The following is a 24392-nucleotide window of genomic DNA, read 5'->3' on the forward strand; positions in this document are numbered from 1 at the left end:
ATGGTTCGTGCCTCGCCAGCGCGAGTCACCCCTCTCCCTCCGGGAGAGGGGCTGGGGCGGGCCTCGTTCGGGTGAGGGTTATGTCCGGCTGGCGCGGAAGCCTCGAAGGTCTGCACTAGAGCACTTCCTTCATCGTTGCAACAACTAACGCAGACTTAGCCAATAAAAATGCCCGCAGAAGCGGGCATTTTTGCTGGAGCGAGTGGCGTTACTTGACGCGCTGACCCGGCTTGGCGCCGCTGTCGGGGCTGAGCAGGTAGATTTCCTCGCCGCCGGGGCCGGCAGCCAGGACCATGCCTTCGGAGACGCCGAACTTCATCTTGCGCGCCGCCAGGTTGGCGACGTACAGGGTGAGGCGGCCTTCCAGCTTGCTCGGGTCCGGGTAGGCGCTCTTGATGCCGGAGAAGACGTTGCGCTTGGCATCACCGATATCCAGGCTCAGGCGCAGCAGCTTGTCGGCGCCTTCGACGAACTCGGCTTTCTCGATCAGCGCGATGCGCAGGTCGACCGCGGCGAAGGTGTCGAAGGCGATTTCCGCCGCCAGGGGATCTTTCTCCAGTTCGCCATTGCCTTTAGGGGCGGAGGCGGCGGCCAGGTCTTCCTTGGAGGCGGCGACCATGGCTTCGATCTTCGCCGGCTCGATGCGGGTCATCAGCGGGTTGAAGGCATTCAGTTGATGGTCGGCGAGCAGGGTCTCGTGGTCGTCCCAGGTCAGCGGGGCGACATTGAGGAACTGCTCAGCGGCGGCGGCCAGTTGCGGCAGTACCGGCTTGAGGAAGATCACCAACTGGCGGAACAGGTTGACGCCCGCCGCGCATACGGCCTGCACCTCGGCCTGCTTGCCTTCCTGCTTGGCCAGGGCCCAGGGCGCCTTGTCGGCGATCCAGGCGTTGGCACGGTCGGCGAGCGCCATGATCTCGCGCATGGCACGGGCGAAGTCACGGTTCTCATAGGCGTCGGCGATGCTCGGCACGGCGGCCTTGAAGTCGGCGAACAGTTCCGGTGCGGCGTTCTCGGCCACCAGCTTGCCGGCGTTGCCCTTGTGGATGAACCCGGCGCAACGGCTGGCGATGTTGACCACCTTGCCCACCAGATCGGAATTGACCTTCTGTACGAAGTCGTCGAGGTTCAGGTCGAGGTCGTCGACGCTGCGGCTCAGTTTGGACGCGTAGTAGTAGCGCAGGTACTCCGGCTGCAGGTGGTCCAGGTAGGTGCGCGCCTTGATGAAGGTGCCGCGGGACTTGGACATCTTCTGCCCGTTCACGGTCAGGTAGCCGTGTACGTTCAGCGCGGTCGGTTTGCGGTAGCCGGCGCCTTCAAGCATGGCGGGCCAGAACAGGGCGTGGAAGTTGACGATGTCCTTGCCGATGAAATGGTACAGCTCGGCGTTGGAATCCTTGTTCCAGAAGGCGTCGAAGTCCAGCTCGGGACGGCGCGCGCAGAGGTTCTGGAAGCTGGCCATGTAGCCGATGGGGGCGTCCAGCCAGACGTAGAAGTATTTGCCGGGGGCGTCCGGGATCTCGAAGCCGAAGTAGGGCGCGTCACGGCTGATGTCCCATTCCTGCAGGCCGGCGTCCAGCCACTCGGCGATCTTGTTGGCCACCGACTCTTGCAGGGCGCCGCTACGGGTCCACTCTTTCAGCATGGCGTCGAAGTTCGGCAGCTTGAAGAAGTAGTGCAGGGATTCTTTCAGTACCGGAGTGGCGCCGGAGATAGCGGACTTCGGGTTCTTCAATTCGGTGGGCGAGTAGGTCGCGCCGCAGGATTCGCAGTTGTCGCCGTACTGGTCGTCGGCCGCGCATTTCGGGCAGGTGCCCTTGATGAAGCGGTCGGCCAGGAACATCTGCTTGTCCGGGTCGAAGTACTGGGTCACCGGGCGGGTGGCGATGTGGCCGGCGTCGCGCAGCTTGGTGTAGATGCTGCTGGACAGTACGCGGTTCTCTTCCGAATGGGTGGAGTGGTAGTTGTCGAAGTCCACCAGGAAGTCGGCGAAGTCGGTGGTGTGCTCGGCGCGGACGTTGTCGATCAGCTGCTCGGAGGTGATGCCCTCCTTCTCGGCGCGCAGCATGATGGCGGAGCCGTGGGCGTCGTCGGCGCAGACGTAAACAGCCTGGTTGCCACGCATCTTCTGGAAGCGCACCCAGATATCGGTCTGGATGTACTCGACCATATGCCCGAGGTGGATGGAACCATTGGCATAGGGGAGGGCGCTTGTCACAAGGATCTTGCGGGGCTCGGTCATGGTGCTCGGCTACCGGATACGAAACAAAAGGGAAGTCGGCAACTATATAGGCCCGGCGCGATTTTTTCACGCCTGGAGGACCAAGCGGGCGGGTGGTCGGGTAGGATAGCCGCCTGATTTGCTCGGTCTTTATTTGGAGTCCTGCCATGAGCACCGTTTCCCGCGCCCAGGTCGAAGCGACCCTGCGCCAGTTCACCGATCCCCACCTCGACCAGGACCCGGTCAGCGCCGGTTGCCTGCGTGAAGTCGATATCCAGGGCAGCAAGGTCCGTGTGCGCCTGGAGTTGGGTTACGCCGCCGGGTTGTTCAAGTCCGGTTGGGCGCAGATGCTGAAGATGGCCCTGGAGAACCTGGACGGCGTGGACAGCGCGGACGTGCAGGTGGATTGCGTGATCGAGGCGCACAAGGCGCAGGAGCAGGTGCCGGCCCTGGCCAACGTGAAGAACATCATCGCCGTGGCCTCCGGCAAGGGTGGCGTGGGCAAGTCCACCACCGCCGCCAACCTGGCGCTGGCGCTGGCTCGCGAGGGCGCGCGGGTTGGCATCCTCGATGCCGATATCTACGGCCCCAGCCAGGGCATCATGTTCGGCATCCCCGAAGGCACGCGGCCGAAGGTACGCGACCAGAAGTTCTTCGTGCCCATCGAGGCCCATGGCGTACAGGTGATGTCCATGGCGTTCCTCACCGACGACAGCACCCCGGTGGTGTGGCGCGGCCCGATGGTTTCCGGTGCACTGATCCAGCTGATCACCCAGACCGCCTGGGAAGACCTCGACTACCTAGTGGTGGACATGCCGCCGGGCACGGGCGACATCCAGCTGACCTTGGCGCAGAAGGTGCCGGTGGCCGGCAGCGTAATCGTCACCACCCCGCAGGACCTGGCCCTGCTGGACGCCAAGAAGGGCGTGGAGATGTTCCGCAAGGTGAACATCCCGGTACTGGGCGTGGTGGAGAACATGGCCGTGCACATCTGCTCCAACTGCGGTCACGCCGAGCACCTGTTCGGCGAGGGCGGCGGCGAGAAGTTGGCCGCGCAGTACGGCGTGGAACTGCTGGCGTCGCTGCCGCTGTCCATCGCCATCCGCATGCAGTCCGATGGTGGCAAGCCAACCACCATCGCCGACCCGGAAAGCCAGATCGCCATGATCTACCAGCAGATGGCCCGCTGCGTCGGGGCGCGCATCGCGCTGTCCGGCCAGGCGGCCACCGCCATGCCGAACATTACGATCAGCGACGACTGACGTTCCGGCTATCCGGCGGGGCCTTTGCCCAGGCCTGCGCCGGACTGTAAGATTCGCGGTCAATTTTTCAGCCCCTGACAGGACGCCCGCCATGACCATCAAATCGGATAAGTGGATTCGCCGCATGGCGCTGGAGCACGGCATGATCGAGCCGTTCGTCGAGCGCCAGGTGCGCGGCGCGGACGATAGCCGGGTGATTTCCTACGGCGTTTCCAGCTACGGCTACGACGTGCGCTGCGCCGCGGAATTCAAGGTGTTCACCAACATCCATTCCGCCGTGGTGGACCCGAAAAACTTCGATGAGAAGAGCTTCGTGGACATCAACAGCGACGTCTGCATCATCCCGCCGAACTCCTTCGCCCTGGCGCGCACGGTCGAGTACTTCCGCATTCCCCGCGATGTGCTGACCATCTGCCTGGGCAAGAGCACCTATGCGCGTTGCGGCATCATCGTCAACGTGACCCCGCTGGAGCCCGAGTGGGAAGGCCACGTGACCCTGGAGTTCTCCAACACCACCAACCTGCCGGCGAAGATCTATGCCCACGAAGGCGTGGCGCAGATGCTCTTCCTGCAGTCGGACGAAGCCTGCGAAGTGTCCTACAGGGACCGTGGCGGCAAGTACCAGGGCCAGACCGGGGTAACCCTGCCCAAGGCTTGAGGCCGTTCCGCAACGAAGAAGCCGGGCAATGCCCGGCTTTTTTGTGCCTGCGATAGACGTTCAACTGCGCTGGCTGCGCCTCCACCTCAAGGGGAGATACGCGAGCCGAGCCTGATCCCAGGCCCGGTTTCGTAGGCTGGATAGCGGAACGAGACCTAACGTGTCCCTGCTCATCGGGGCGGACCTTCGGCCTGCCTGGGCCCCTACAGGTGAGCGAAGAGCATCAGGCGCGAGCTACCCTTCGCCACGTCAGGGCACCAGTGGCAGGATGCGCTTGTGCTGGGTGTTGTCGTAGGTGCGGACGATGGTGGCGTACGCCTCGGGGCTGACTTCCTGGCCATGGAGGAAGGCGTCGATTTCCACGTATGTCACGCCATGGGCCTCTTCGTCCGGCTTGCCGGGTCGCAGCTCCTCCAGGTCGGCGGTGGGTACCTTGTGTACCAGGGCGTCAGGCGCGCCAAGGTAATCGGCAATGCTGCGCACCTGGTTCTTCACCAGGCCGGAGAGCGGAGCGAGGTCGCAGGCGCCATCGCCGAACTTGGTGAAGAAGCCCATGACCGCCTCGGCGGCGTGGTCGGTACCGATCACCAGGCCGTTGTTGGCGTTGGCGATGGCGAACTGGGCGACCATGCGGATGCGCGCCTTGATGTTGCCGGTGACGAAGTCGCGGCGTGCGTCGGTGAGGTGGTTCAGGTGGGTGACCTGTTCGGCCAGGCCGATCACGCTGTCAGCGATGTTGACGGTCTCTTCTTCATCGGCGCGGATGAAGTTCATCGCCACCTGGGCGTCCGACTCGTCGTGCTGGACGTTGTAGGGCAGGCGCACGGCGATGAAACGGTAACCGGCATCGCCGGTCTCGGCACGCAGCTCCTCGACGCTGAGCTGGGCCAGGCGGCCGGCGGTGGTGGAGTCGACGCCGCCGCTGATGCCCAGCACCAGGACCTTGAGGCCGGACGTGCGCAGGCAGTCCTTGATGAAGGCCTTGCGGCGTTCGATTTCGGCCACCAGGGCGGCTTCGTTGGCGAAGGGCGGAACAACGTCCAGGGCTTTGGCGATTTCTTGCTGGCGGTTGCTGCTCATGTGCGGAGTCCTTACTGGGTGTCGGTGACGCGGAAAACGTGTTTCAGGTAGGTGACGAAGTTCTCGTCACGGCATTGGGTCTTGCCCGACGCATCGGAAATCTTGGCCACCGGCTGGCCGTTGCAGCCGGTCATCTTGATCACGATGTTCATGGGCTCGACGCCGGGGATGTCGCAGGTCAGGTTGGTACCAATGCCGAAGCTGACGTGAATCCGCCCGCGCAGGGCTCGGTAGAGCTCCAGGGCGCGGGGCAGGTCGAGGCCGTCGGAGAATACGAGGGTCTTGGTCAGCGGGTCTATGCCGAGCTTCTCGTAATGGCAAATGGCTTTTTCCGCCCACTCCAGCGGATCGCCGGAGTCGTGGCGCAGGCCGTCGAAGAGTTTGGCGAAGTACAGGTCGAAGTCGTTGAGGAAGGCCTGCATGGTGATGCAGTCGGTCAGGGCGATACCCAGCAGGCCGCGGTATTCGCGTACCCAGCAGTCGAGGGCGGCGATCTGACTGTCGATCAGGCGCGGGCCGAGTTGCTGGTGGGCCATCAACCATTCGTGCGCCATGGTGCCAATGGGCTTGAGATCGTACTCGCGAGCCAGGTGCACGTTGCTGGTGCCGACGAAGCGGCCGGGAAAGTCACGCTTGAGGATGTGCACCACTTCTTCCTGGACCCGGTAGGAGAAGCGCCGGCGAGTGCCGAAATCGGCCAGTTGGAAGCCTTCCAATTCTTTGTCGGTGGCATTGGCCTTGAGCCAGTCGAGCTTGCGGTAGAGCTGCTCGCGGGCCTGGACCAGCCTGACATCTCGATAACGGTAGCGATTGCGCACCTCGCTGATGATCGCCAGTAGCGGGATCTCGAAGAGGATCACGTGCAGCCAGGGGCCGCGCAGGCGCACGCAAAGTTGTCCGTCCTCGATGCCCAGTTGCAGGTAGCGCAGGTTGAAGCGAAAGAGGCTGAGGAAACGGGTGAAATCCGGCTTGATGAAGGGGATGCGTTCGAGGAAGTTCAGTTGGTCCGGGGTGATGGAGATGTCCGCCAACTGCTCGATCTGGTAGCGAATTTCCGCCAGGTAGGGCGTCAGGTCTTCATCGTTGCGGCAGCGGAACTCCCACTCGACTTCCGCGTTAGGGTAGTTGTGCAGCACCGCCTGCATCATCGTCAGCTTGTAGAAATCGGTGTCCAGCAGGTTCTGAACGATGCGGCCGGAAAAGGCACTGTCGGGCATGGTCGGTTCTCGGCGTTCCGGGCAGACCGTGGAAAGGGCGCAGAATGCGGCACGGGCGGGTGATACGCAAGATTGTGGCGGTACCCGTTGTGGGGGCGAATTCATTCGCTGACCGGACCGCAGGGCCGGCTTGCGAACTTGCGGGGGGATGCTGTGCATCCCTTTGCGAATGAATTCGCCCCCACAGTAAAGGCTGCTCCCTGCCGGCGGCGGGCAAAAGAAAAGGCGCCCGGGGGCGCCTTGAAATGTGATCTATGGAGTAAGTCCACTGGATCAGAGCGACGGGGCGGTGGGAAGTTCCGCCACCGCCTGATCATTTTTGCGGGGTCAGCATCAGGCGTTTGGTGCCGTAGACGGCATCGAGGTTCTGCGGCTGGAAGGGGAACTTCATGTAGCGCGCCTTGAGCCAGGCATCGATGCCGTCGGCGTAGTGGGGGCTGGCCGGGTTGCCGGACTGGCCGGAGCTGTTCATGCCGAGCATGGGTTCGGGCTGGCCGAAGTCGACGATGATGCGCATGGCCGGGATCAGCCAGGTGTTGAAGTCCTGCCCCCAGTGGTAGGCCGAGACGTTGAGGGTGCTGTGGTCGCCGCCAGCCGGGTAGGGGCCGCGATCCAGATAACCCTTCAGGGCATTCAGGCCGGTGCGCTGGCTGGCGCTCATGTACGGCGACAGTTGGGTGCTTTCGGTCACCCATTCATAGGTGTGCAGCTTGCCCCATTGCCAGGCTTTGCGGTCTGCGCCCAGTCGGCTTTCGGCGTAGCTGACGGCGGCAGCCAGGCTGCGCGCGAGGATGGCCGGCTTGTCTTCTGTCTGCGAGGTGCTGACATCGTCCCAGAACGGGCTGTCGACGCGGCCCAGCAGGTGGTCGGCCTGGGCCGAGTAGGAGAGGTCGGCGGTCTGCACCAGGGCGCGCCAGGCCGGGCTGGTTTCCGGGCCGAGTTCGTCGAGGAATATCTGCCGCGCGCTTTCGTGGAGGAAGGCGCCGTAGTAGGCGGCGTCGGCCGACGTGGGGCTGAGACGGCCGTCGAAGGCCAGCAGGCGGTCGAGTCCTTCCTGGGCCTTGGCGCGGTCGGCGGACGGCAGGGCGTTGATGGCCTGCTTGAGCGGCTGGGCCATTCCGGGGTCTTGCAGCATGGCCTTGAGCTTGGCCGGGAAGGGGCTGGTCTGGTCGTACTGCATGGCGATCATGCTCTGCCAGTCGTGCTTGCCACTGCCGGCGAGTTCGGCAATGCGCTCGGCGCGCTCCGGGTAGTACCAGGAGTTGGACAGCTGCACACCGTAGCCGCCCTGCACGGTGCGGTGGTTGGCGGTGCCGAGCCAGCCCTGGGCCGGGTCCTGGTCGTAGGGGTGGAGCATGGGGTCGGCGTAGCCGTCCCAGTCGTAGCGGCCATCCCAGCCAGGGGAGGGCAGCAATCCGCGGCCGTCGCGGCGGTTCGGATAGCGGCCGGTGACCTGCCAGGCGATGTGCTGGGCGTCGGCATAGAGGATATTCAGGGCTCCAGCGCGTATGTTCCGGGTCGCTTCATGGGCTGCTTCCACCGACTGGGCACGCGACAGGGCGAAAAAGGCGTCCAGGGACTGGTCGGCCTCGAACTGGCTGGTCTGCAGGGCGATACCGTAGCCGCTCTTGATCTCCAGCGGCTGCAACGGGTGCTTGCGCTGCCCCAGGACGGAGTTCAGCAGCGGGCCGTGGCGGGTTTCGTAGATCACCTCACGCACCGGGCGCTCGCCCTTGATGAAGAAGGTTTCCATGCGCTCGCTGGCAGGTACCCATTTACCGTTGGCTTGGTAATAGAGGCGGCTGCCCTCGCGCTTGATCTTCTCCAGGAACAGGTCCTGGTTGTCGCCCATGACCATGGTCATGCCCCAGGCCAGTTTGCCGTTGTAGCCGGCGACCACGGCTGGCACGCCAGCAATGGAAACGCCCGCGGCCTGGAATTTCGGCGAGCGGATCTGCACGAAGTTCCATACCGAGGGCATGGAGAGGGGCAGGTGGGTGTCGTTGGCCAGGATGCTGCGGCCGGTTCGGCTCTTCTGCGGTGCGATTGCCCAGTTGTTGGAGGCCGCGACGCCGAGCATGTTCAGCGCGGCGATCTGGCCGGCGGTGTCGTTCAACGCGGTCAGGCCGGGAATCTGGCCACCGAGCTGCAGGCCCTTGAGCTTCTCGGCTTCTTCGAAGGGCAGCGGCTCATCCGGGTAGACGGGCGTCAGCCAGGCCAGCTTGTCGGCGCCGACCTTCTGCGCCATGACCAGGGAGGCGATTTCTTCCTGCAGGTTCACTGCCAGGCCGAAGTTCAGCAGGCTGAACACCAGCACCGAGTCTTCCGGCTTCCAGTAGGCCGGCTTGTAGCCGGATTCGGCCAGGTCCATTGGCAGTTTGTCGCGGTAGCGGTACAGGTAGGCGTTGACACCGCGGGCGTAGACCGCGAAGAACTCCTTCAGGCGCGGCGAGGCGTTCTTGTAAAGAATGTCGGCGCTCTTGCGCAGGTTCACCGCGCGCATGAAGCGGTCGATCTCCAGCACACCGGGACCGGCCATTTCGGCCAGGCGGCCCTCGGCCATCAGGCGCAGGCCGACCATCTGGCTGAGGCGGTCGGAGGCGTGGACGTAGCCAAGGGTGAACAGGGCGTCGTGGAAGGTGGTGGTTTCGATCAACGGCATGCCCAGCGGGTTGCGGCGGATCGAGACGCTCTGAGCCAATCCCTTGACCGGTTGGAATCCGGAGGTGGGCGGCAGGCTGCTGGAGTAGCGGTTGTCCAGCCAGGATTGGCAGCCGCTGAGGCCGATCATGGCGCCAGCGGCGGCGGCAACGCAGAACCGGGGAAGGAAGCGCTTGAAGGCTGGCAAAGCCATGGAACGGGCTCTCCTGAGAGGGGCATCTGACCAAACGCGCTACGTTAGTGAGCCGCCCCGCGCCGTGCAAGCGCCGTCCAGCCTACTTTTTCACGGCAGCCGGATTCACCTGTTCCACCAGGGCGTAGGCGCGAGCAGTTGCCGGACGGGCCTGGGTGTCCAGGTACCAGCGCTTGAGGTTGGGGAAATCGTCCAGGTTCTGCTCCTGCCACGGGTGGCGGTCGATCCAGGGGTAGATGGCCATGTCGGCGATGCTGTATTCGCTGCCGGCGATGTAGCTGCGGTCTGCCAGGCGCTTGTCGAGTACGCCGTAGAGGCGCGCGGTTTCTTTCACATAGCGCTGGATGGCGTAGGGCAGCTTCTCCGGGGCGAAGCGGTTGAAGTGGTGGTTCTGCCCGGCCATCGGGCCAAGTCCGCCCATCTGCCAGAACAGCCACTGCAGGCATTCCTGGCGGCTGCGCAGGTCTTGCGGGATGAAGCGGCCGGTCTTCTCGGCCAGGTAGAGCAGGATGGCGCCGGACTCGAACAGCGACAGCGGCTCACCACCGTCCGCCGGCTCGTGGTCGACGATGGCGGGGATGCGATTGTTCGGCGAGATTTTCAGGAAGTGCGGCTGGAACTGCTCGTCCTTGCCAATGTTGATCGGGTGGACGCGGTAGGGCAGGCCGCTTTCTTCGAGGAACAGGCTGATCTTGTGGCCGTTGGGGGTGGTCCAGTAGTACAGGTCGATCATCTGGAAGTCTCCAAGGGGGGGCTCGATCCTGAAACGAACAGGCCCGCACTAGGCGGGCCTGGAAAAGTGCGCAGGCGTCAGGCGCCGTGGCACTTCTTGAATTTCTTCTGACTGCCGCAGGGGCAGGGATCGTTGCGGCCCACTTCTTTCAGCGGGTTGCGCACCGGCTCCTGGTGGCCGTGGTTGCAATGCGGGCCATGCACATGGTGCTGATGATCGTGGTCATGGTCGTGGTTGCAGTTCGGACCATGGACGTGGGGTTCTTGACTCATGAAAGTTCTACTCCGGGATGAAACTGCCGGGGATTATCTCGCCATTGCGGCTGAGGTGCACGCTCTTGCCGAACATCAACCCGGTCTTCACTTCGCCCTGGAGGCGGTACTTGATGGGCTCGTCGGGTTTTTCCAGGAGCTTGACGATGTACTTCATGTGGCGCCACAGGTTGGTGCGCACCGGGACATCGAACGTCTGGCTGCCATGGGCTGGCACGGTGAACCAGGTGCTGGATTCGCCTGAAGCGAGCTTCACGTCATTAAGGTGGACGGTGTAGACCAGCCCGCGCACTGGCAGGCTGACGTCGTTGGGATTGTCGATGCGAAAACGCAGGACGAACTGTTGTTCCAGCAGCTTGGCACGTACCACGTCCACCTTGAGCAGGCGCACGTCGGGGTCCTGGAAGCTGTCGCTGATCCAGGTGGAACATCCGCTGAGGCCCGAAAAAGGGAGGGCCAAGAAAAGTAATAGGCTGAGAATTCTTATCATTTGCGCCTGGGAAAACATTGCAATACTCCAAGTGACGCTCCAGTGTAACAAGCAACTGCTTGGCCGCAACCTGTTGTGGGCCGAAAAAAACCTGCGCCATACTGCAGGCCAATTCGGACAGGAGTGTGACCAATGGGGCGTTACGAGATCGCCTTTTCCGGGAAGCTGGTATCCGGTGCTCGACTGGAACTGGTGCAGGCCAACCTCGCCAAATTGTTCCAGGCGGATGCCCAGCGGATTGCCATGCTGTTCTCCGGGCGGCGCGTCGTCCTGAAGAACAACCTGGATGAAGCCGCCGCAGAAAAATACCGCTCGGCCCTGGAGCGCGCCGGCGCGCTGGTCGAGGTGGTGTTCATGGAGCCGGAAATCGAGGAAGTGGAACTGGCCCCTCCGCCCGAACCCCAGGTCCAGCCCGCGCCAGCACCTTCCCCGGTCCAGTCCGCCGCGCCGGGCCGTTTGAAGGTGGCGCCGCGCGATGAGTACATGGCCGCCTTTGTCGGGGTGGATGCACCGGATTTTGGTATCGCACCGGTCGGCGCGGACCTGCAGGACGCCAAGCCGCAGGCAACGGCCCCGCGTTTCGACCTGTCGGCCCTGAGCTTGGCCCCAGTCGGTAGCGATATGGGCCAGGAGAAGTCGCCTCCGGCTGTCCCTCCGCCGGATACCTCCCATCTGCGCCTGGAAGAGCGCAAGTAGAGTGCAAGAGGCCCGCAGTTTGCGGGCCTCTTCGTTGGTGATTCAGAAGTAACTCGAACAGCACTTCTTGAATTTCTGGCCGCTGCCGCAGGGGCAGGGATCGTTTCGCCCCGCCTTGACCACGACGGTCGGGTCGAGGAAGTACCAGCGGCCATCCGTTTGGACGAAGGCGGACTTTTCACGATGGCTGTGTTCACCCGACTGGTCGTGCCAGCGCGCGGTGAAGGTGACGAAGGCGTGTTCCGGCTGACCGCCAAGGAGCTCATGGCCTTCCACCTCCAGGCCGAGCCAGGTACTGGAAAGGCTCCAGGCGCGAATTGCGTCGACGTCCAGGGCCCCGCGTTGGGCGGGCAGTGTAGTTTCCACCAGGTAGTCCACCAGCCCCAATACATAGGCGCTGTAGCGCGAACGCATCAGTGCCTCGGCGCTGGCGGCGGGGTGGCCGGCGTGATGGCGGCCGCAGCAGACCTCGAGGAGGTTGCCGCTACCACAGGGACAGATCGCAGTGCTCATGGCTTACCACCAGTACTTGCCGAAGTTTTCCGGGTTGGCCCAGAACTTGGCGTTCAGCCAGTCGGGGACCTGCTTGTACTCGCGCAGGTCGTAGGTGAAAAGGCTCAGGGTCTGCTGGTCGCGGCGGAAGCGTTCGCTGGCCTGCAGCGCCAGGGAGAAGAAGTCGGTGTCCTGCCAGCCACAGGCGTTGAGGTCCGCGAGCACGGCTACCCGGCTGGCATTCAGGTTGCGAATGCCACCCAGCAGTTGCAGGCCGGTGCGTTTGGGTAGGTGTTCAAGGCAGTCCGCCAGCAGCGCAAGGTCGAAACGACACCCCGCCTGCTCCGGTGGCAACGGGCCGGCGGGGACCTGTATCACCTGGCTGTCCGGGTGAGCGGCAGCAAAGGCTTCCAGTGCAGGGAGGGGGCTGTTGCCGACCAGGAGCAGGCTGCGCGGGGCATAACGTTCGAGCAGAGCCGCGAGGGCTTGCTGGGGCGTGCGGGAAGAGAAGCTGTCAGTCATTGAAAATCCTCGGACCAATAGGGCAAGACTAGCCTGAAGGCAAGACATGGCCTAGTGCTGGCGGTTTCCGGGGCGGGCGTCTTTACTCCCTATTTGTCGGTATGGGCCGATTCTAAGAGGAGACTCGCTTATGAGCATTACACGGACAGCTTTACCCCTTCTTCTTGTGACCAGCTTGCTGACCGGCTGCGCCGGCTTGCAGAAAACCGACTGGCCCAAGTGCGCTGCAGTAGGGGGTGTGGTAGGTGCGGGACTGGGTGCGATTGAAAGCAGTACCTATGCTGGCTGGGGCGCCCTGATCGGCGCGGGTACTGCAGCCGCCTATTGCTGGGTTCATGGCGATGGCGACGAAGATGGCGATGGTGTGCTTGATAGCCGCGACAAGTGCCCTGGCACTCCGCCCGGCACCCAAGTAGACGCCGATGGCTGCCCGCTCAAGGCAGAAGAGCCGGTGGTCGAAGAAGTGGTCGTCGAGCACGAAACCATTGTTGTCCGCGACCTGCTGTTCGCATTCGACTCCGCCAAGCTTGACCCGGCCGACGAAGCCAAGCTGGACACCGTTGCCAGTCGCCTGAAGAGCGAAGCCCCTGACGCCAAGCTGACCATTACCGGTCACACCGACAGCGTTGGTTCCGATGCCTACAACCAGAAACTCTCGGAACGCCGTGCTCAATCGGTTGCCGACTATCTGGTGAGCAGTGGTATCCCGGCTTCCAACATCCTCAGTGTGGGTGGTGCGGGTGAAAGCCAGCCGGTGGCCGACAATGCCACTAAGGATGGTCGTGCGATGAACCGTCGAGTGGAAATCCAGATCGACCGCTAAACCCCAGGGACATCCACGGCGTGCGCCTTGTGCGCCGTGGTCTCCGGGTCTTTACTCCTGTGTTACCGGTTTGGCCGGTGGCACAGGAGAATCATCATGGGCAAGCAGCTTCCCCGGGTTGCGATTTCCCTTCTTCTGGTCAGCAGTTTCCTGTCTGGTTGCGCCTCGACGTCCAGTGACGGCAGTGCGGCGCTGAATCAGGGGAATTGGCCAATCTGCAGTCTGATCGGTGGTCTGATGGGCGGTGGCCTGGGTGCCATCGAGAGCTCCGCATGGGCGGCCGGCGGTGCCGCAGCCGGCGCGATTGCCGGTGGACTCATCTGTTATGCCCAGGATGGCGATGCCGATGGCGACGGCGTTTTCGATCGTCGTGACAATTGCCCGAACACACCTTCCGGCTTGACTGTCGACTCTCGCGGTTGCCCGGAGCGAACCTACCCACAAGCGCCTGTCGAAGCCCCACCACCCCAGGATGAAGTGATCGTTCTCAGCGACATGGGCAATGTGCTCTTCGCCTTCGATTCTGCCGAGCTGACCTCCACGGCCAAGGAGCAACTGGTGGCCATTGCCAACCGCCTGATCGGCGCCAATCTGGTCAGCGTCAAGGTGGTAGGCCACACCGACAGCACCGGGTCCGACGCTTACAACCAGGGATTGTCCGTGCGCCGGGCACAGAGTGTGGCGGACTTCCTGGCGAGCGAGGGTGTGCCGGCCGGCAAGTTGACGGCTGAGGGCATGGGCGAAAGCCGGCCGGTGGCGGACAACGGAACGGATGCTGGACGTGCGCAGAACCGCAGGGTGGAAATCCATGTTGATCGCTGAATGACGCTTACGCCCGAAACCTAGGGGCCGGCCCCAGCCCCACGTTTATCCCGGCGACGCTCTGGTGCGCCGCCGGCCTTCGGCGTATGTTCCGCAAAACTAAAACAATGCTAGGGGGAAGGCATGCGTCTAATCATGGGGCTGGGCAAGCTGGTTGCCCTGTTGTTCTGGCTGGTGGTGATCGCCAATCTGATCTCACCTTTCGCCAGGCCGTTCGAGATGCTGCTGAACGGTGCAGGGGGGTTGCTGATCCTGGTGCACCTGCTGGAAATCATGCTGTTCAATTCGCTGCTTCGCGGCCGTGCCAGTCCCTGGCTGGATCGGATGCAACTGCTCCTGTTCGGAGTTTTTCACCTGCTCAGCATTCCACGTCACGCCGCCAAGGAGGCCGGTCATGCGTAAGTTTTGCCTGCTGGCGGCCCTTGTCGCGCCGATGGCCTTGGCCCAGGGCCAGGTGAAAGTGGATGCCCATAACTTCCTCAAGCTACCGCAGAGAGTAGGCAGTCTCAGCCTTGATCAGGTCGAGGTTGCCGACCACGCTACGCTGCTGATCCCGGCCGGCGTCACCGAGCTTAAGATCGGTGAACTGCGCATGGGGCGCGACGCGCGTCTGGGCATCGCGCCGTCCGCGCAGGCGTTCCGCCTGGAAGTGCAGCGAGGGGAGATAGGCACGGGTAGCCATATCACGGCATCGGGTGCGGCCGGCAGCATGAACAGGCCGGCCAGCGCTGGCCGTAACCTCGATCTGCGCCTGGTGGATGTCCGTGTGGACGAGATCACCCTGGATGTGCGTGGCGGCATAGGCGCGCCCGGTCGTCCGGGGCTGGATGGCGCTGATGGTGACGCGGCCGGTTGCCTGTGGGGCCAGGCAGAGCGTGGCTGGGATGGCCAGCCCGGCGAGAATGGCGAAACGGGTGGCGCCGGTGGCCAGGTGCGCCTGGAAGTGCCTGAAACCTTCCCGGTGGAGCAGGTGCGCGTACGCCTGGATGGCGGCGCCGGTGGTGCGCCGGGCGAGGGGGGCGCGGGTGGGCACGGCGGTGCCAGCAAGGGCTGTCTGCTGTACAAGGCTGACGGCGCCAGGAATGGACGCGCCGGGCAGTCCGGCCACCCCGGTGCTGCCGGCGCCACTGGCAGCCTCAAGGTCGTACGTTTCTGAACGAGAGATGGCGCACAGGGACGTGCGCCGGAATTCAGAAGCTGGGGCGGATGGCGACGATTGTCACCAGCGCCAGCCCAATCAGCAGATTGAACCCCACCGCCCGGCGGATGCGACCCAGTACCGCACCACCTTCCGGCCAGTTCTCGGCATTCACCGCCGTGCGCAGCTGCGGCAGTAGTAGGGCGCTGACCCGCAGGAACAGCGCCAGCATCGCCACGTACAAGCCAATCATCATGTGCACGTAGCGCGGCGCCGCTTCCATGCTGGCGTACGACAGGTGCAGCATACCGACCCCGGTAAAGGGCAGTACCAGCACCGCCGGCCACACCCATTGGAAGAAACGGCGGAACACTTCCAGCCACAGGCGTAGCCGGGCCGGGGGCTCCAGGGTGGTGACGGCGGCCGGCCGCAAGATCATCCAGGCGAAAAACATGCCGCCGACCCAGATCAGGGCGGCCAGCAGGTGCAGGGCATAAAGGGCAGCGTGGGCAGTCATCCGGTGAACTCCATTCGGCGGGCAAAATTAGGCGCGCTATCATAGCCGCCCTGTTAAAGTACTGAAAATTTATCCAGCTCCCGCCTTCATCACTGTCCATGCTCAGCACTGAACTCAAGTCCCAGATCCAGGGCGCCTACAGCCGTTTTCTCGAAGCCAAGGGGCTCAAGGCCCGCTATGGCCAGCGCCTGATGATCGCCGAGGTGGCCAAGGTCCTGGGCGCTATCCCTGTCGACGACGAGGGGCATCGCGAGGGCGAGCCCGCCGTGGTGGCGGTGGAGGCGGGGACGGGTACCGGCAAGACGGTGGCCTACAGCCTGGCGACCATTCCTGCCGCCAAGGCCGCGGGCAAGCGCCTGGTGATCGCCACCGCCACCGTGGCCCTGCAGGAGCAGATCGTCCACAAGGACCTGCCCGACCTGATGCGCAACAGCGGCCTCAACTTCAGCTTCGCCCTGGCCAAGGGCCGTGGTCGCTACCTCTGCCTTTCCAAGCTCGACATGCTGCTCCAGGAAGGCCAGGCGCAGAGCGCCACGGCGCAGTTGTTCGAAGACGAAGGTTTCAGGATCGACGTCGATGAGAAGGGCCAGAAGCTGCTCAACCAGATGATCGAGCGCCTCGCCGGTAATCGCTGGGATGGTGATCGAGATTCCTGGCCCGAAGCCATCGAGGACCCGGATTGGGCCCGTGTCACCACCGACCACAGCCAATGCACCAAGCGTCATTGCCCGAATTTCCAGCAATGTGCCTTCTATAAGGCGCGGGAAGGCATGACCAAGGTAGATGTGATCGTCACCAACCACGACATGGTGCTGGCGGACCTGGCCCTGGGTGGCGGTGCCGTGCTGCCGGACCCGCGCGACACGCTTTATGTATTCGACGAGGGCCACCACCTGCCGGACAAGGCCATTGGCCACTTCGCCCATTACACCCGCCTGCGCTCCACCGCCGACTGGCTGGAGCAAGTAGCCAAGAACCTGACCAAGCTGTTGGCGCAGAACCCCTTGCCGGGTGACTTCGGCCGCCTGATGGAAGGCGTGCCGGAACTGGCGCGGGAGATCCGTACCCACCAGCAGTTCATGTTCAACGCCTGCGAGGAAATTGCCGACTTCCGTGCCGGTGAGGACATGGAAGGTCGCGACCGACCGCGGCACCGATTCGAGGCCGGCGTCGTACCCGAGCACCTGAGAGAGCTGGGCATCGAGTTGAAGAAGGGCTTCTCTAGGCTGCATGACGTCTTTACGCGGCTCACCGAACTGCTCAAGGAAGCCATGGACGGTGAAGCCAGCATTGGCATCGCCAGCCACCAGGCCGAGGAGTGGTATCCGCTGTTCGGCAGCTTGCTGTCCCGTGCCCAGGGCAATTGGGAGCTGTGGACCGCCTTTACCGCCGAAGACCCGGAAGACAGCCCGCCAATGGCGCGCTGGTTGACTCTGGCCGAGAGCGGTGCATTGCATGACATCGAGGTCAACGCCAGCCCGATCCTGGCGGCAGAGACCCTGCGTCGCAACCTGTGGAATGTGGCCTACGGTGCCCTGGTAACCTCCGCCACCCTGACCGCCCTGGGCAAGTTCGATCGCTTTCGCATGCGTGCCGGGCTGCCCAAGGTTGCCGTAACCGCCGTTGTGCCGAGCCCGTTCCATCACGCCGACGCCGGTCTGCTGCGGGTGCCTGATCTCAAGGCCGACCCCCGCGATGCTGCGGCCCACACCGCCGCTATCGTCCGTGAGCTGCCTGACCTCGTAGAGGGGGCGCGCGGCACCCTGGTGCTCTTCGCCTCGCGCCGGCAGATGCAGGATGTGTTCGAAGGCCTTGAGCGTGACTGGCGCAAGCGCGTGCTGATCCAGGGCAACCTGTCCAAGCAGGAAACGCTGAACAAACACAAGGCTCGGGTGGACGATGGCGAGTCCAGCGTGCTCTTCGGCTTGGCCAGCTTCGCCGAGGGCGTCGACTTGCCAGGTGCCTATTGCGAGCATGTGGTGATCGCCAAGATTCCCTTCGCCGTGCCGGACGACCCGGTGGAAGCGGCGCTGTCCGACTGGATCGAAGCGAGAGGTGGCAATCCCTTCATGGAGATCGCCGTGCCCGATGCCTCGCTGCGCCTGGTACAGGCATGCGGTCGACTGCTGCGTACCGAGGCAGATCGCGGCACCATCACCCTGCTGGATCGACGAGTGGTCACCCAGCGTTACGGTCGCGCCATCCTGGATGCCTTGCCGCCGTTTCGTCGCGAGATCGCCTGAGCGCCCTGAGCGCCCTGAGCTCGACAGCCCGCCCTTGACGCTGTGCTCCCCCCATCTGCGATGATGCCGGGGTTTTGCGGGTGCCCCGTGGCATCCGCCTCGCCCGCTTCGTATTGTCGCACCCATGGCGAGAGACGAACTTACTGCGGTCTATGCACTGCATTCTCTTGGGAACTCCGGTCCGATGCTTTCGACATCCAAACACCCCCTTGTCCTGGCCATTCTTCTCGGGCTGTCGGGAATCCCCCTGGCTGCCCAGGCAGAGACCCTGTTCAATTTTGTCCGTCCGCTGGACGCGGTGCAGGTGACCACCCAGGACGCCAGCCTGCCGAGCGTGACCGCCGAATCGACCGCCGATGGTGAGATCCTGCGCCGGCTCACCTTCAACGTCGCCGAGAAGCCCAGCCTGCGCCTGACCCCGCAGAGCGGCAGCTGGGACTGGTCCAAGGCTGAGGCCATGAGCCTGCGTATCCAGAGTGCGCAAGACTGGGCGATAACCCTGGACGTTGCCATCGAAAGCACCGACGGCAAGGTCCTAACCACCCAGGTGGCGCTACCGGCCGGCCCGGCGCAGACCCTGCTGGTGCCCCTGGCTGCCACTTCGCCCAATGCCCATGGCATGCGCGCGGCACCTCCAGTGCCCTGGACCCGCGACGGCCAGCGGTCGCTGCCTGCCACATTGGTCAATGGTGAGTTGGATCGCAGCAAGGTCGCGTCTGTGACGCTTTCCCTGAACCAGCCGAATGCCGCCCAGAACGTGCTGCTTGGACGCTTCGGCACGGTGGAGGACGACCAGCAGGATGCCCTCTATGACGGCCTGATGGACGCCTATGGCCAGTACGCCCGCGCTGATTGGCCGGGCAAGGTGAAAAATGACGAGCAACTGAAGAAGGGCGCCGAGGATGAGGCGAAGCAGCTCGCCGGCTGGACAGCCAAACTACCGCAGCAGGATGTCTATGGCGGTTGGCTGGGCGGTGAAACCTTCGAAGCCAGCGGCTTTTTCCGGACGGAGAAGCGCAATGGCCGTTGGTTCCTGGTGACGCCGGAAGGCCATCCGTTCTTCTCCCTGGGCGTGAACGCGGTGACCCCCGGCCTGAGTCAGACTTACGTCGAGGGCCGCGAAGCCATGTTCAAGGCGCTGCCCAAGGACAACGAGCCCCTCGCCACTCACTTCGGCAAGGGCGACGACCGCGCCGAGACCGATGCCAACAAGGGCCGCGCCTTCAACCAGGGGCGTTGGTACGACTTCTATGGCGCGAACGTCGAGCGCACCTACGGCGGCAATGATCCTCAGCGCTGGATCAGCCACAGTCTCGACCGCCTCAAGGCCTGGGGCTTCAATACTGTCGGCAACTGGAGTGATCCGGCCTTCAACAACAGCCAGCGCATGCCCTACACCTTGCCGCTCTCCATTCATGGTGACTACGCGACCATCAAGACCGGTTTCGATTGGTGGGGTGGCATGCCCGATCCCTTCGATCCGCGCTTTGCCATGGCGGCTGAGCGAGCCATTGCCATTGCCGCCCGCGACCACCGTGACGACCCCTGGCTGCTTGGTTTCTTTGCCGATAACGAACTGGCCTGGGGCGGCTACGGTGAAGACCCGAAAGCCCGCTACGCCCTGGCCTATGGCACCCTGCGCCTGACCACCGACGTGCCCGCCAAGCGTGCCTTCCTCAAGCAGCTGCGCGACAAGTACCGCAATCAGGCGGGCCTCTCCAAGGCCTGGGGCATCGAGCTGCAAGCATGGGAACTGATGGAGGACCCGGGATTCGAACCGCCGTTGCCGAATCCCGAACACCCGGCCATCGAGGAAGACTTCCAGCGTTTCCAGCGCTTCTATGCCGACACCTACTTCAAGACCATCGCTGATTCGATGAAGTGGCACGCGCCCAATCACATGCTGTTGGGGGGACGCTTCGCTGCCACCGTGCCCGAGGCCATCGAGTCCTGCGCGCAGTACTGCGATGTCATCAGTTTCAACCGCTACACCCGCGAGCCGCAGCATGGACTGGACATGGACCTGCTGCGTCGTCTGGACAAGCCGCTGATGATCACCGAATTCCACTTCGGCTCCCGTGACCGCGGCCCGTTCTGGGGTGGTGTTTCGGAGGTCTACAAGGAAGAGGATCGCGGCGCGGCCTATGCCAACTACCTGGAAAAGGCCGCCGAGGAGCCGTTGATTGTCGGCGCTCACTGGTTCCAGTACCTCGATCAGCCCGCTACAGGTCGCCTGCTCGATGGCGAGAACGGCCACCTGGGGCTCGTTGCTATCACCGACCGTCCCTGGCAGGGGTTTGTCGATGCCGTGCGCAAGGCCAACCTGGGCCTGGCCGCCGATATCAACAAGCGGGTGGCGCAGAAGGCGCCGGCCAAGCCTGCGGCAGCGGAGAAACCGGCCGCGCCAGTGAAAGAGGCCAGTCAACCCAAGGACTCACCGGCGGATCAACCCAAGGCCGAGGCGCCCGCCCAGCCGGCGGCGCCCCAGCAGGAGGAAACCGGGAAGCCCTGATGGGCGCCCGTCTTCGGCACGGTTCACAAGGGGCGGCAAGGCTGGAACAATGCCGCCTCCATTCATTTTTCAGGAGCAACCCGGTGCAGACCCAGGGCTATTTCGACTTGCGCTTCGAGGCGGCGAGAGACGCGTTCGCCGAACTCTTCGCTGACCCGCAGGAGCGCGGTGCCGCCCTTTGTGTGCAGGTGGGTGGGGAGACGGTGCTCGACGTCTGGGCGGGTGTGGCCGACAAGGATGGCCAGCAAGCCTGGCACAGCGACACAATCCTCAACCTGTTCTCTTGCACAAAGACCTTTACGTCAGTGACCCTGCTGCAGTTGGTAGGGGAGGGCAAGCTGGACCTGGACGCCCCAGTGGCGCGCTATTGGCCCGAGTTCGCCGCCGCCGGCAAGGAAGGCATCAGTGTGCGCCAGTTGCTCTGTCATCGCTCCGGCCTGCCGGCGATTCGAACGGCGCTGCCGGCTGAAGCGCTTTACGACTGGGACGCGATGACGGCCGCCCTGGCTGCCGAAGCGCCCTGGTGGACGCCGGGACAAGCCCACGGTTATGCACCCATCACCTACGGTTGGCTGGTAGGCGAGCTGATTCGTCGTGCCGATGGCCGTGGCGCGGGGGAATCCATCGTGGCGCGTGTCGCCAAACCCTTGGGACTGGATTTCCACGTCGGCCTCGCGGATGAGGAATTCCACCGCGTGGCCCACATCGCCCGCGCCAAGGGCAACATGGGCGACGCGGCAGCGCAGCGGCTGCTCAAGTGCATGATGACCGAGCCGAATTCACTCAGTACCCGCGCCTTTACCAATCCACCGTCCATCATGACCAGCACCAACAAGCCGGAATGGCGGCGCATGCAGCAGCCGGCGGCCAATGGCCATGGCAACGCGCGCAGCTTGGCTGGCTTCTATGCCGCCTTGCTGGACGGCAAGTTGCTGGACTCGGAACTGCTCTCCGAACTGACCCGGGAATACAGTCAGGGCGAAGACCTTACCCTGCTGACTGCCACCCGTTTCGGCCTCGGCTGCATGCTCGACCAGCCGGACGTGGCCAACGCCACTTACGGCCTGGGCCGTTACGCCTTCGGCCATCCCGGTGCTGGCGGCTCCACGGGCTTCGCTGATCCGGAGCGCGAGCTGGCGTTCGGCTTCATCACCAATACTCTCGGCCCCTATGTGCTGATGGACCCTCGCGCGCAGAAGCTGGCGCGAGTGGTCAAGGCCTGCCTGGGCTGAGCCACTCGTCAGATAGACTGTTTTTTTCTTTGCCGATTAAAGGCTTGCCGCCAGAATTTAAGCCAGATTGTGAAATTAAATCGCCATCACCCCCGTGTTGGCGTGCGGCCTTCAGCGACTACGGAATCCTGCCCATGAAGCTGTTCAAGATATCCACCTTGATCCTCTGCATGTCTGCGTCCGGTTGCAGCATGCTTGGCCACCAGAAGGCCGAAGCCCCCGCCCAACCCGAGAAGGTTGCTTCTGGCAGCCACGGGTGGTGGCCGTTTGGCGGTGAAGCAAAAGCCAAGGCACCGAAGGTGGCCAAGGTGGACGTCAAGGCCACCCAGGCATGGCTCGACCAGTACGAACCGCGCCTGCGTGAAGCCGCGAAAGACAGCAAGTTGGAAGTGGAGCGCCGCGAGAACGTGCTGGTGGTGATCCTGCCGGTTGACCCATCGTTCAATCCGGATCGCCCGAGCATGCTCCTGCCCGTTACCCTGGGCCCGATTACCCGGGTGGCCAAGCTGGTGGAAGGCGATCCCAAGACCGCGGTGCTGGTGCTCGGCCACGCCGATACCTCCGGCAAGGATGAAACCAACCGCAAGATCAGCCAGGAGCGTGCCCAGTCCGTGGCCGCCATCTTCCGCCTGAGCGGCTTGCAGCGTGATCGCCTTTCTCTCAAGGGACTGGGTTCGGATATGCCTCGCGCGGCCAATGACAGCCAGCAGGGTCGTTCGCTCAATCGTCGTGTCGAGATGGTCCTGACGCCGCAATCCACACTGGTTGCGCTGCTCGCCCAGTACAACACGCCGGCCAAGCCGGTGCAGCCGGGCAAGGCCGTGCAGGTGGTTGCGGCAGATCAAACCAAGTAGGCCGGGCTTGGGTAAGCTATTGGCTTTCCGAACACAGGATTGCCAATCATGACCCAGACCCTGGCCGATATGCGCCGCGACTACACCCGTGACGGGCTCAGCGAGGAGCAGGCTCCCGCCGAGCCTTTCAGCCTGTTCCAGAGCTGGTTTGGCGATGCGGTGAAGACCGAGCAACTGCCAGTCGAGCCCAATGCCATGACCCTCGCCACGGTGGATGCCGAAGCCCGACCCCATTGCCGGGTGTTGCTGCTCAAGGGCCTGGATGAGCGTGGCTTCACCTTCTTCAGCAATTACGACAGCGCCAAGGGCGAGCAGCTCTCGGCCAACCCCTTTGCCGCCATGACCTTTTTCTGGCCGGCCCTGGAGCGCCAGGTGCGCATCGAGGGAAGGGTAGAGCGGGTGACTCCAGCTGAATCCGACGCCTATTACCAGGTGCGCCCGCTGGGCAGCCGTCTGGGGGCCTGGGCTTCGCCGCAGAGCCGGGTGATCAGCGATCGTGTCGAGCTTGAGTCACTACTGGCGCAGACCGAACAACGTTTCCTCGACACGGCGCCCAGTTGTCCGCCGCATTGGGGCGGCTATCGCCTGCTGCCTGAGCGCATCGAGTTCTGGCAGGGGCGGCCAAGTCGCCTGCACGACCGCCTCAACTATCGACTTGTCGACGGTGCCTGGGTGCGTGAGCGCCTGGCCCCCTGAATAGGCTCAGTCCTGCGCCTGGTAGCGATCGGCCGCCTGGCGCAGCCAATCCGGAAGCTGGCGCCGCTTGATACCGGCCTCACGCGCCAGCGCCAGTTGTTCCAGCATGAAGGCCTGCTTGGCCTTGTCGCCTTCAGCCAAGGACAAGGCGAGGTCGCGATCCATCCAGCGCTTGATGCGCACATAGAGCCACCAATGGAAGTACAGGCCGGCTGCGGTGGTGATTACGATGATGAAGTAGTCCATGGGCTAACCTTGGGTTACATGGGCGTGGGAAAATTCCTAGGCTGCTGTCAGAAAGTTGAATTCCAGCTGAACGAACCCTGAGTAGTTCGCCTGTTCGAGTGACAGCCTCCGCGGCGCGGAGTCTAATGGACAGGTACTCAATCCTGGAGGAAATGCTATGCGTAAACCCGTCCTGCTAGTCGCCTCTTTCACGGCAGTGGCACTGGCATTGGGTGGCTGTCAGTCGAGCCTGACCGGTGACACCTATTCCCGTGACGAGGCCCGGCAAGTGCAGACCGTGCGCATGGGCATGATCGAATCCCTGCGCCCGGTGAAGATCGAAGGTACCAAGACGCCAATCGGCGCCGGTGCCGGCGCGGTGGTCGGCGGTATTGGCGGCAGCACCATCGGCGGTGGCCGCGGCAGCGCGGTTGCAGCGGTGATTGGCGCGGTCGCGGGTGGCCTGTTGGGTGCTGCGGCTGAAGAGGGCATTACCCGTACCCAGGGTGTAGAAATCACCGTACGTGAGGACGATGGCTCGATGCGCGCCTATGTCCAGGAAGTCCAACCCAACGAAATCTTCCGCGTTGGCGAGCGCGTGCGCATTCTGACGGTCAACGGCACCAGCCGCGTCGCCCACTGAAGCTAAGCTGTCCCATTCGGGACAGCTTGTTCGTTCCCGTCCAGTCCCGAAAAAGACGGCGACAGTGCCATTGGCCTGTCGCCTTCTGGTCTGGACGCTATTCGGCGTTACTAGCGTTTTGAAATAATTCAATCTATCGCGATGAATCGATAGTAATGGATAATCGCTGGGTTTTTCGCTTGCCATTTCC

24 protein-coding genes are annotated in these 24392 nt (G+C 63.6%); 13 read left to right on the plus strand and 11 right to left on the minus strand.

Annotation, left to right across the window (positions count from 1 at the left end; all coding sequences use genetic code 11):
* Window positions 1-208: 208 nt before the first annotated feature.
* The gene (gene metG, locus E8F20_RS08420) at window positions 209-2242 is read right to left on the minus strand and encodes a methionine--tRNA ligase (protein ID WP_280283350.1); all 2034 of its coding nucleotides are present in this window, start codon (window positions 2240-2242) and stop codon (window positions 209-211) included.
* Between the two features lie 146 nt (window positions 2243-2388).
* On the opposite strand from metG, the gene apbC reads away from it, so the two are divergent.
* Together apbC and dcd are read left to right on the plus strand one after the other, a co-directional pair.
* Complete coding sequence (apbC, locus tag E8F20_RS08425) at window positions 2389-3483, plus strand: iron-sulfur cluster carrier protein ApbC (RefSeq protein ID WP_280283351.1); 1095 nt, start codon at window positions 2389-2391, stop codon at window positions 3481-3483.
* 91 nt (window positions 3484-3574) lie between these two features.
* Window positions 3575-4141: a dCTP deaminase gene (dcd, locus tag E8F20_RS08430; protein ID WP_028631034.1), complete on the plus strand. Its 567-nt coding sequence runs from the start codon at window positions 3575-3577 to the stop codon at window positions 4139-4141.
* 249 nt (window positions 4142-4390) lie between these two features.
* Here dcd and nadE read toward each other — a convergent pair whose 3' ends face one another.
* From nadE to E8F20_RS08460, 6 genes are all read right to left on the minus strand, one after another.
* Window positions 4391-5221, minus strand: coding sequence for an ammonia-dependent NAD(+) synthetase (gene nadE / locus E8F20_RS08435; RefSeq protein WP_280283352.1), 831 nt, complete (start codon window positions 5219-5221; stop codon window positions 4391-4393).
* Between the two features lie 11 nt (window positions 5222-5232).
* Complete coding sequence (gene pncB / locus E8F20_RS08440; RefSeq protein WP_280283353.1) at window positions 5233-6438, minus strand: nicotinate phosphoribosyltransferase; 1206 nt, start codon at window positions 6436-6438, stop codon at window positions 5233-5235.
* A gap of 313 nt (window positions 6439-6751) precedes the next feature.
* Window positions 6752-9292 (minus strand): penicillin acylase family protein, encoded by a 2541-nt coding sequence (locus tag E8F20_RS08445; RefSeq protein ID WP_280283354.1) that lies wholly within the window; start codon window positions 9290-9292, stop codon window positions 6752-6754.
* 82 nt (window positions 9293-9374) lie between these two features.
* A complete protein-coding gene (locus E8F20_RS08450) occupies window positions 9375-10025 on the minus strand; it encodes a glutathione binding-like protein (protein WP_280283355.1) in 651 nt (216 codons plus the stop codon).
* Between the two features lie 77 nt (window positions 10026-10102).
* A complete protein-coding gene (locus E8F20_RS08455; RefSeq protein WP_274801681.1) occupies window positions 10103-10297 on the minus strand; it encodes an SEC-C metal-binding domain-containing protein in 195 nt (64 codons plus the stop codon).
* Between the two features lie 7 nt (window positions 10298-10304).
* Window positions 10305-10805, minus strand: a complete 501-nt coding sequence (locus E8F20_RS08460) for an LEA type 2 family protein (protein ID WP_280283356.1) — start codon at window positions 10803-10805, stop codon at window positions 10305-10307.
* 114 nt (window positions 10806-10919) lie between these two features.
* Between E8F20_RS08460 and E8F20_RS08465 the strand changes: the two genes are divergently transcribed.
* On the plus strand, window positions 10920-11483 hold the full coding sequence (locus E8F20_RS08465) for a hypothetical protein (protein WP_280283357.1): 564 nt from the start codon (window positions 10920-10922) through the stop codon (window positions 11481-11483).
* 42 nt (window positions 11484-11525) lie between these two features.
* Here the strand turns inward: E8F20_RS08465 and E8F20_RS08470 are convergent, their stop codons facing one another.
* Window positions 11526-11996, minus strand: a complete 471-nt coding sequence (locus E8F20_RS08470) for a YchJ family protein (RefSeq protein ID WP_280283358.1) — start codon at window positions 11994-11996, stop codon at window positions 11526-11528.
* Between the two features lie 3 nt (window positions 11997-11999).
* Entirely contained in the window at window positions 12000-12497 is a 498-nt protein-coding gene (locus E8F20_RS08475; protein ID WP_280283359.1) for a DUF6231 family protein, read from the minus strand.
* 130 nt (window positions 12498-12627) lie between these two features.
* Here E8F20_RS08475 and E8F20_RS08480 point away from each other — a divergent pair, with 130 nt between their 5' ends.
* From E8F20_RS08480 to E8F20_RS08495, 4 genes are all read left to right on the plus strand, one after another.
* Window positions 12628-13320: an OmpA family protein gene (locus tag E8F20_RS08480; protein WP_280283360.1), complete on the plus strand. Its 693-nt coding sequence runs from the start codon at window positions 12628-12630 to the stop codon at window positions 13318-13320.
* A gap of 96 nt (window positions 13321-13416) precedes the next feature.
* Window positions 13417-14142, plus strand: coding sequence for an OmpA family protein (locus tag E8F20_RS08485; protein ID WP_280283361.1), 726 nt, complete (start codon window positions 13417-13419; stop codon window positions 14140-14142).
* 123 nt (window positions 14143-14265) lie between these two features.
* Window positions 14266-14544: a DUF1145 domain-containing protein gene (locus E8F20_RS08490; RefSeq protein WP_280283362.1), complete on the plus strand. Its 279-nt coding sequence runs from the start codon at window positions 14266-14268 to the stop codon at window positions 14542-14544.
* A complete protein-coding gene (locus E8F20_RS08495; protein WP_280283363.1) occupies window positions 14537-15298 on the plus strand; it encodes a collagen-like protein in 762 nt (253 codons plus the stop codon). The genes E8F20_RS08490 and E8F20_RS08495 overlap by 8 nt, the downstream gene beginning before the upstream one ends.
* A gap of 34 nt (window positions 15299-15332) precedes the next feature.
* On the opposite strand, the gene E8F20_RS08500 is transcribed toward E8F20_RS08495, so the two are convergent.
* On the minus strand, window positions 15333-15797 hold the full coding sequence (locus tag E8F20_RS08500; protein ID WP_280283364.1) for a CopD family protein: 465 nt from the start codon (window positions 15795-15797) through the stop codon (window positions 15333-15335).
* A 98-nt stretch (window positions 15798-15895) separates the two neighbouring features.
* Here E8F20_RS08500 and dinG point away from each other — a divergent pair, with 98 nt between their 5' ends.
* From dinG to pdxH, 5 genes are all read left to right on the plus strand, one after another.
* Window positions 15896-18040 carry an ATP-dependent DNA helicase DinG gene (gene dinG / locus E8F20_RS08505; RefSeq protein WP_028631019.1) on the plus strand — a complete coding sequence of 715 codons (2145 nt, stop codon included), beginning with the start codon at window positions 15896-15898 and terminating at the stop codon, window positions 18038-18040.
* Window positions 18041-18224: 184 nt separating this feature from the next.
* Window positions 18225-20552 carry a beta-galactosidase gene (locus E8F20_RS08510; protein WP_280283365.1) on the plus strand — a complete coding sequence of 776 codons (2328 nt, stop codon included), beginning with the start codon at window positions 18225-18227 and terminating at the stop codon, window positions 20550-20552.
* Window positions 20553-20635: 83 nt separating this feature from the next.
* Complete coding sequence (locus E8F20_RS08515; protein WP_280283366.1) at window positions 20636-21784, plus strand: serine hydrolase domain-containing protein; 1149 nt, start codon at window positions 20636-20638, stop codon at window positions 21782-21784.
* A gap of 134 nt (window positions 21785-21918) precedes the next feature.
* Window positions 21919-22638 (plus strand): OmpA family protein, encoded by a 720-nt coding sequence (locus E8F20_RS08520; protein ID WP_280283367.1) that lies wholly within the window; start codon window positions 21919-21921, stop codon window positions 22636-22638.
* Between the two features lie 48 nt (window positions 22639-22686).
* Window positions 22687-23334: a pyridoxamine 5'-phosphate oxidase gene (pdxH, locus tag E8F20_RS08525; RefSeq protein ID WP_280283368.1), complete on the plus strand. Its 648-nt coding sequence runs from the start codon at window positions 22687-22689 to the stop codon at window positions 23332-23334.
* A 6-nt stretch (window positions 23335-23340) separates the two neighbouring features.
* Here pdxH and E8F20_RS08530 read toward each other — a convergent pair whose 3' ends face one another.
* Window positions 23341-23580 (minus strand): hypothetical protein, encoded by a 240-nt coding sequence (locus E8F20_RS08530; RefSeq protein WP_280283369.1) that lies wholly within the window; start codon window positions 23578-23580, stop codon window positions 23341-23343.
* Between the two features lie 157 nt (window positions 23581-23737).
* Between E8F20_RS08530 and E8F20_RS08535 the strand changes: the two genes are divergently transcribed.
* Window positions 23738-24202, plus strand: a complete 465-nt coding sequence (locus tag E8F20_RS08535) for a membrane protein (protein ID WP_028631013.1) — start codon at window positions 23738-23740, stop codon at window positions 24200-24202.
* Window positions 24203-24392: the final 190 nt, after the last annotated feature.

Source organism: Pseudomonas sp. BN415, from assembly GCF_029871195.1.
Taxonomy (GTDB): Bacteria; Pseudomonadota; Gammaproteobacteria; order Pseudomonadales; family Pseudomonadaceae; genus Metapseudomonas; species Metapseudomonas resinovorans.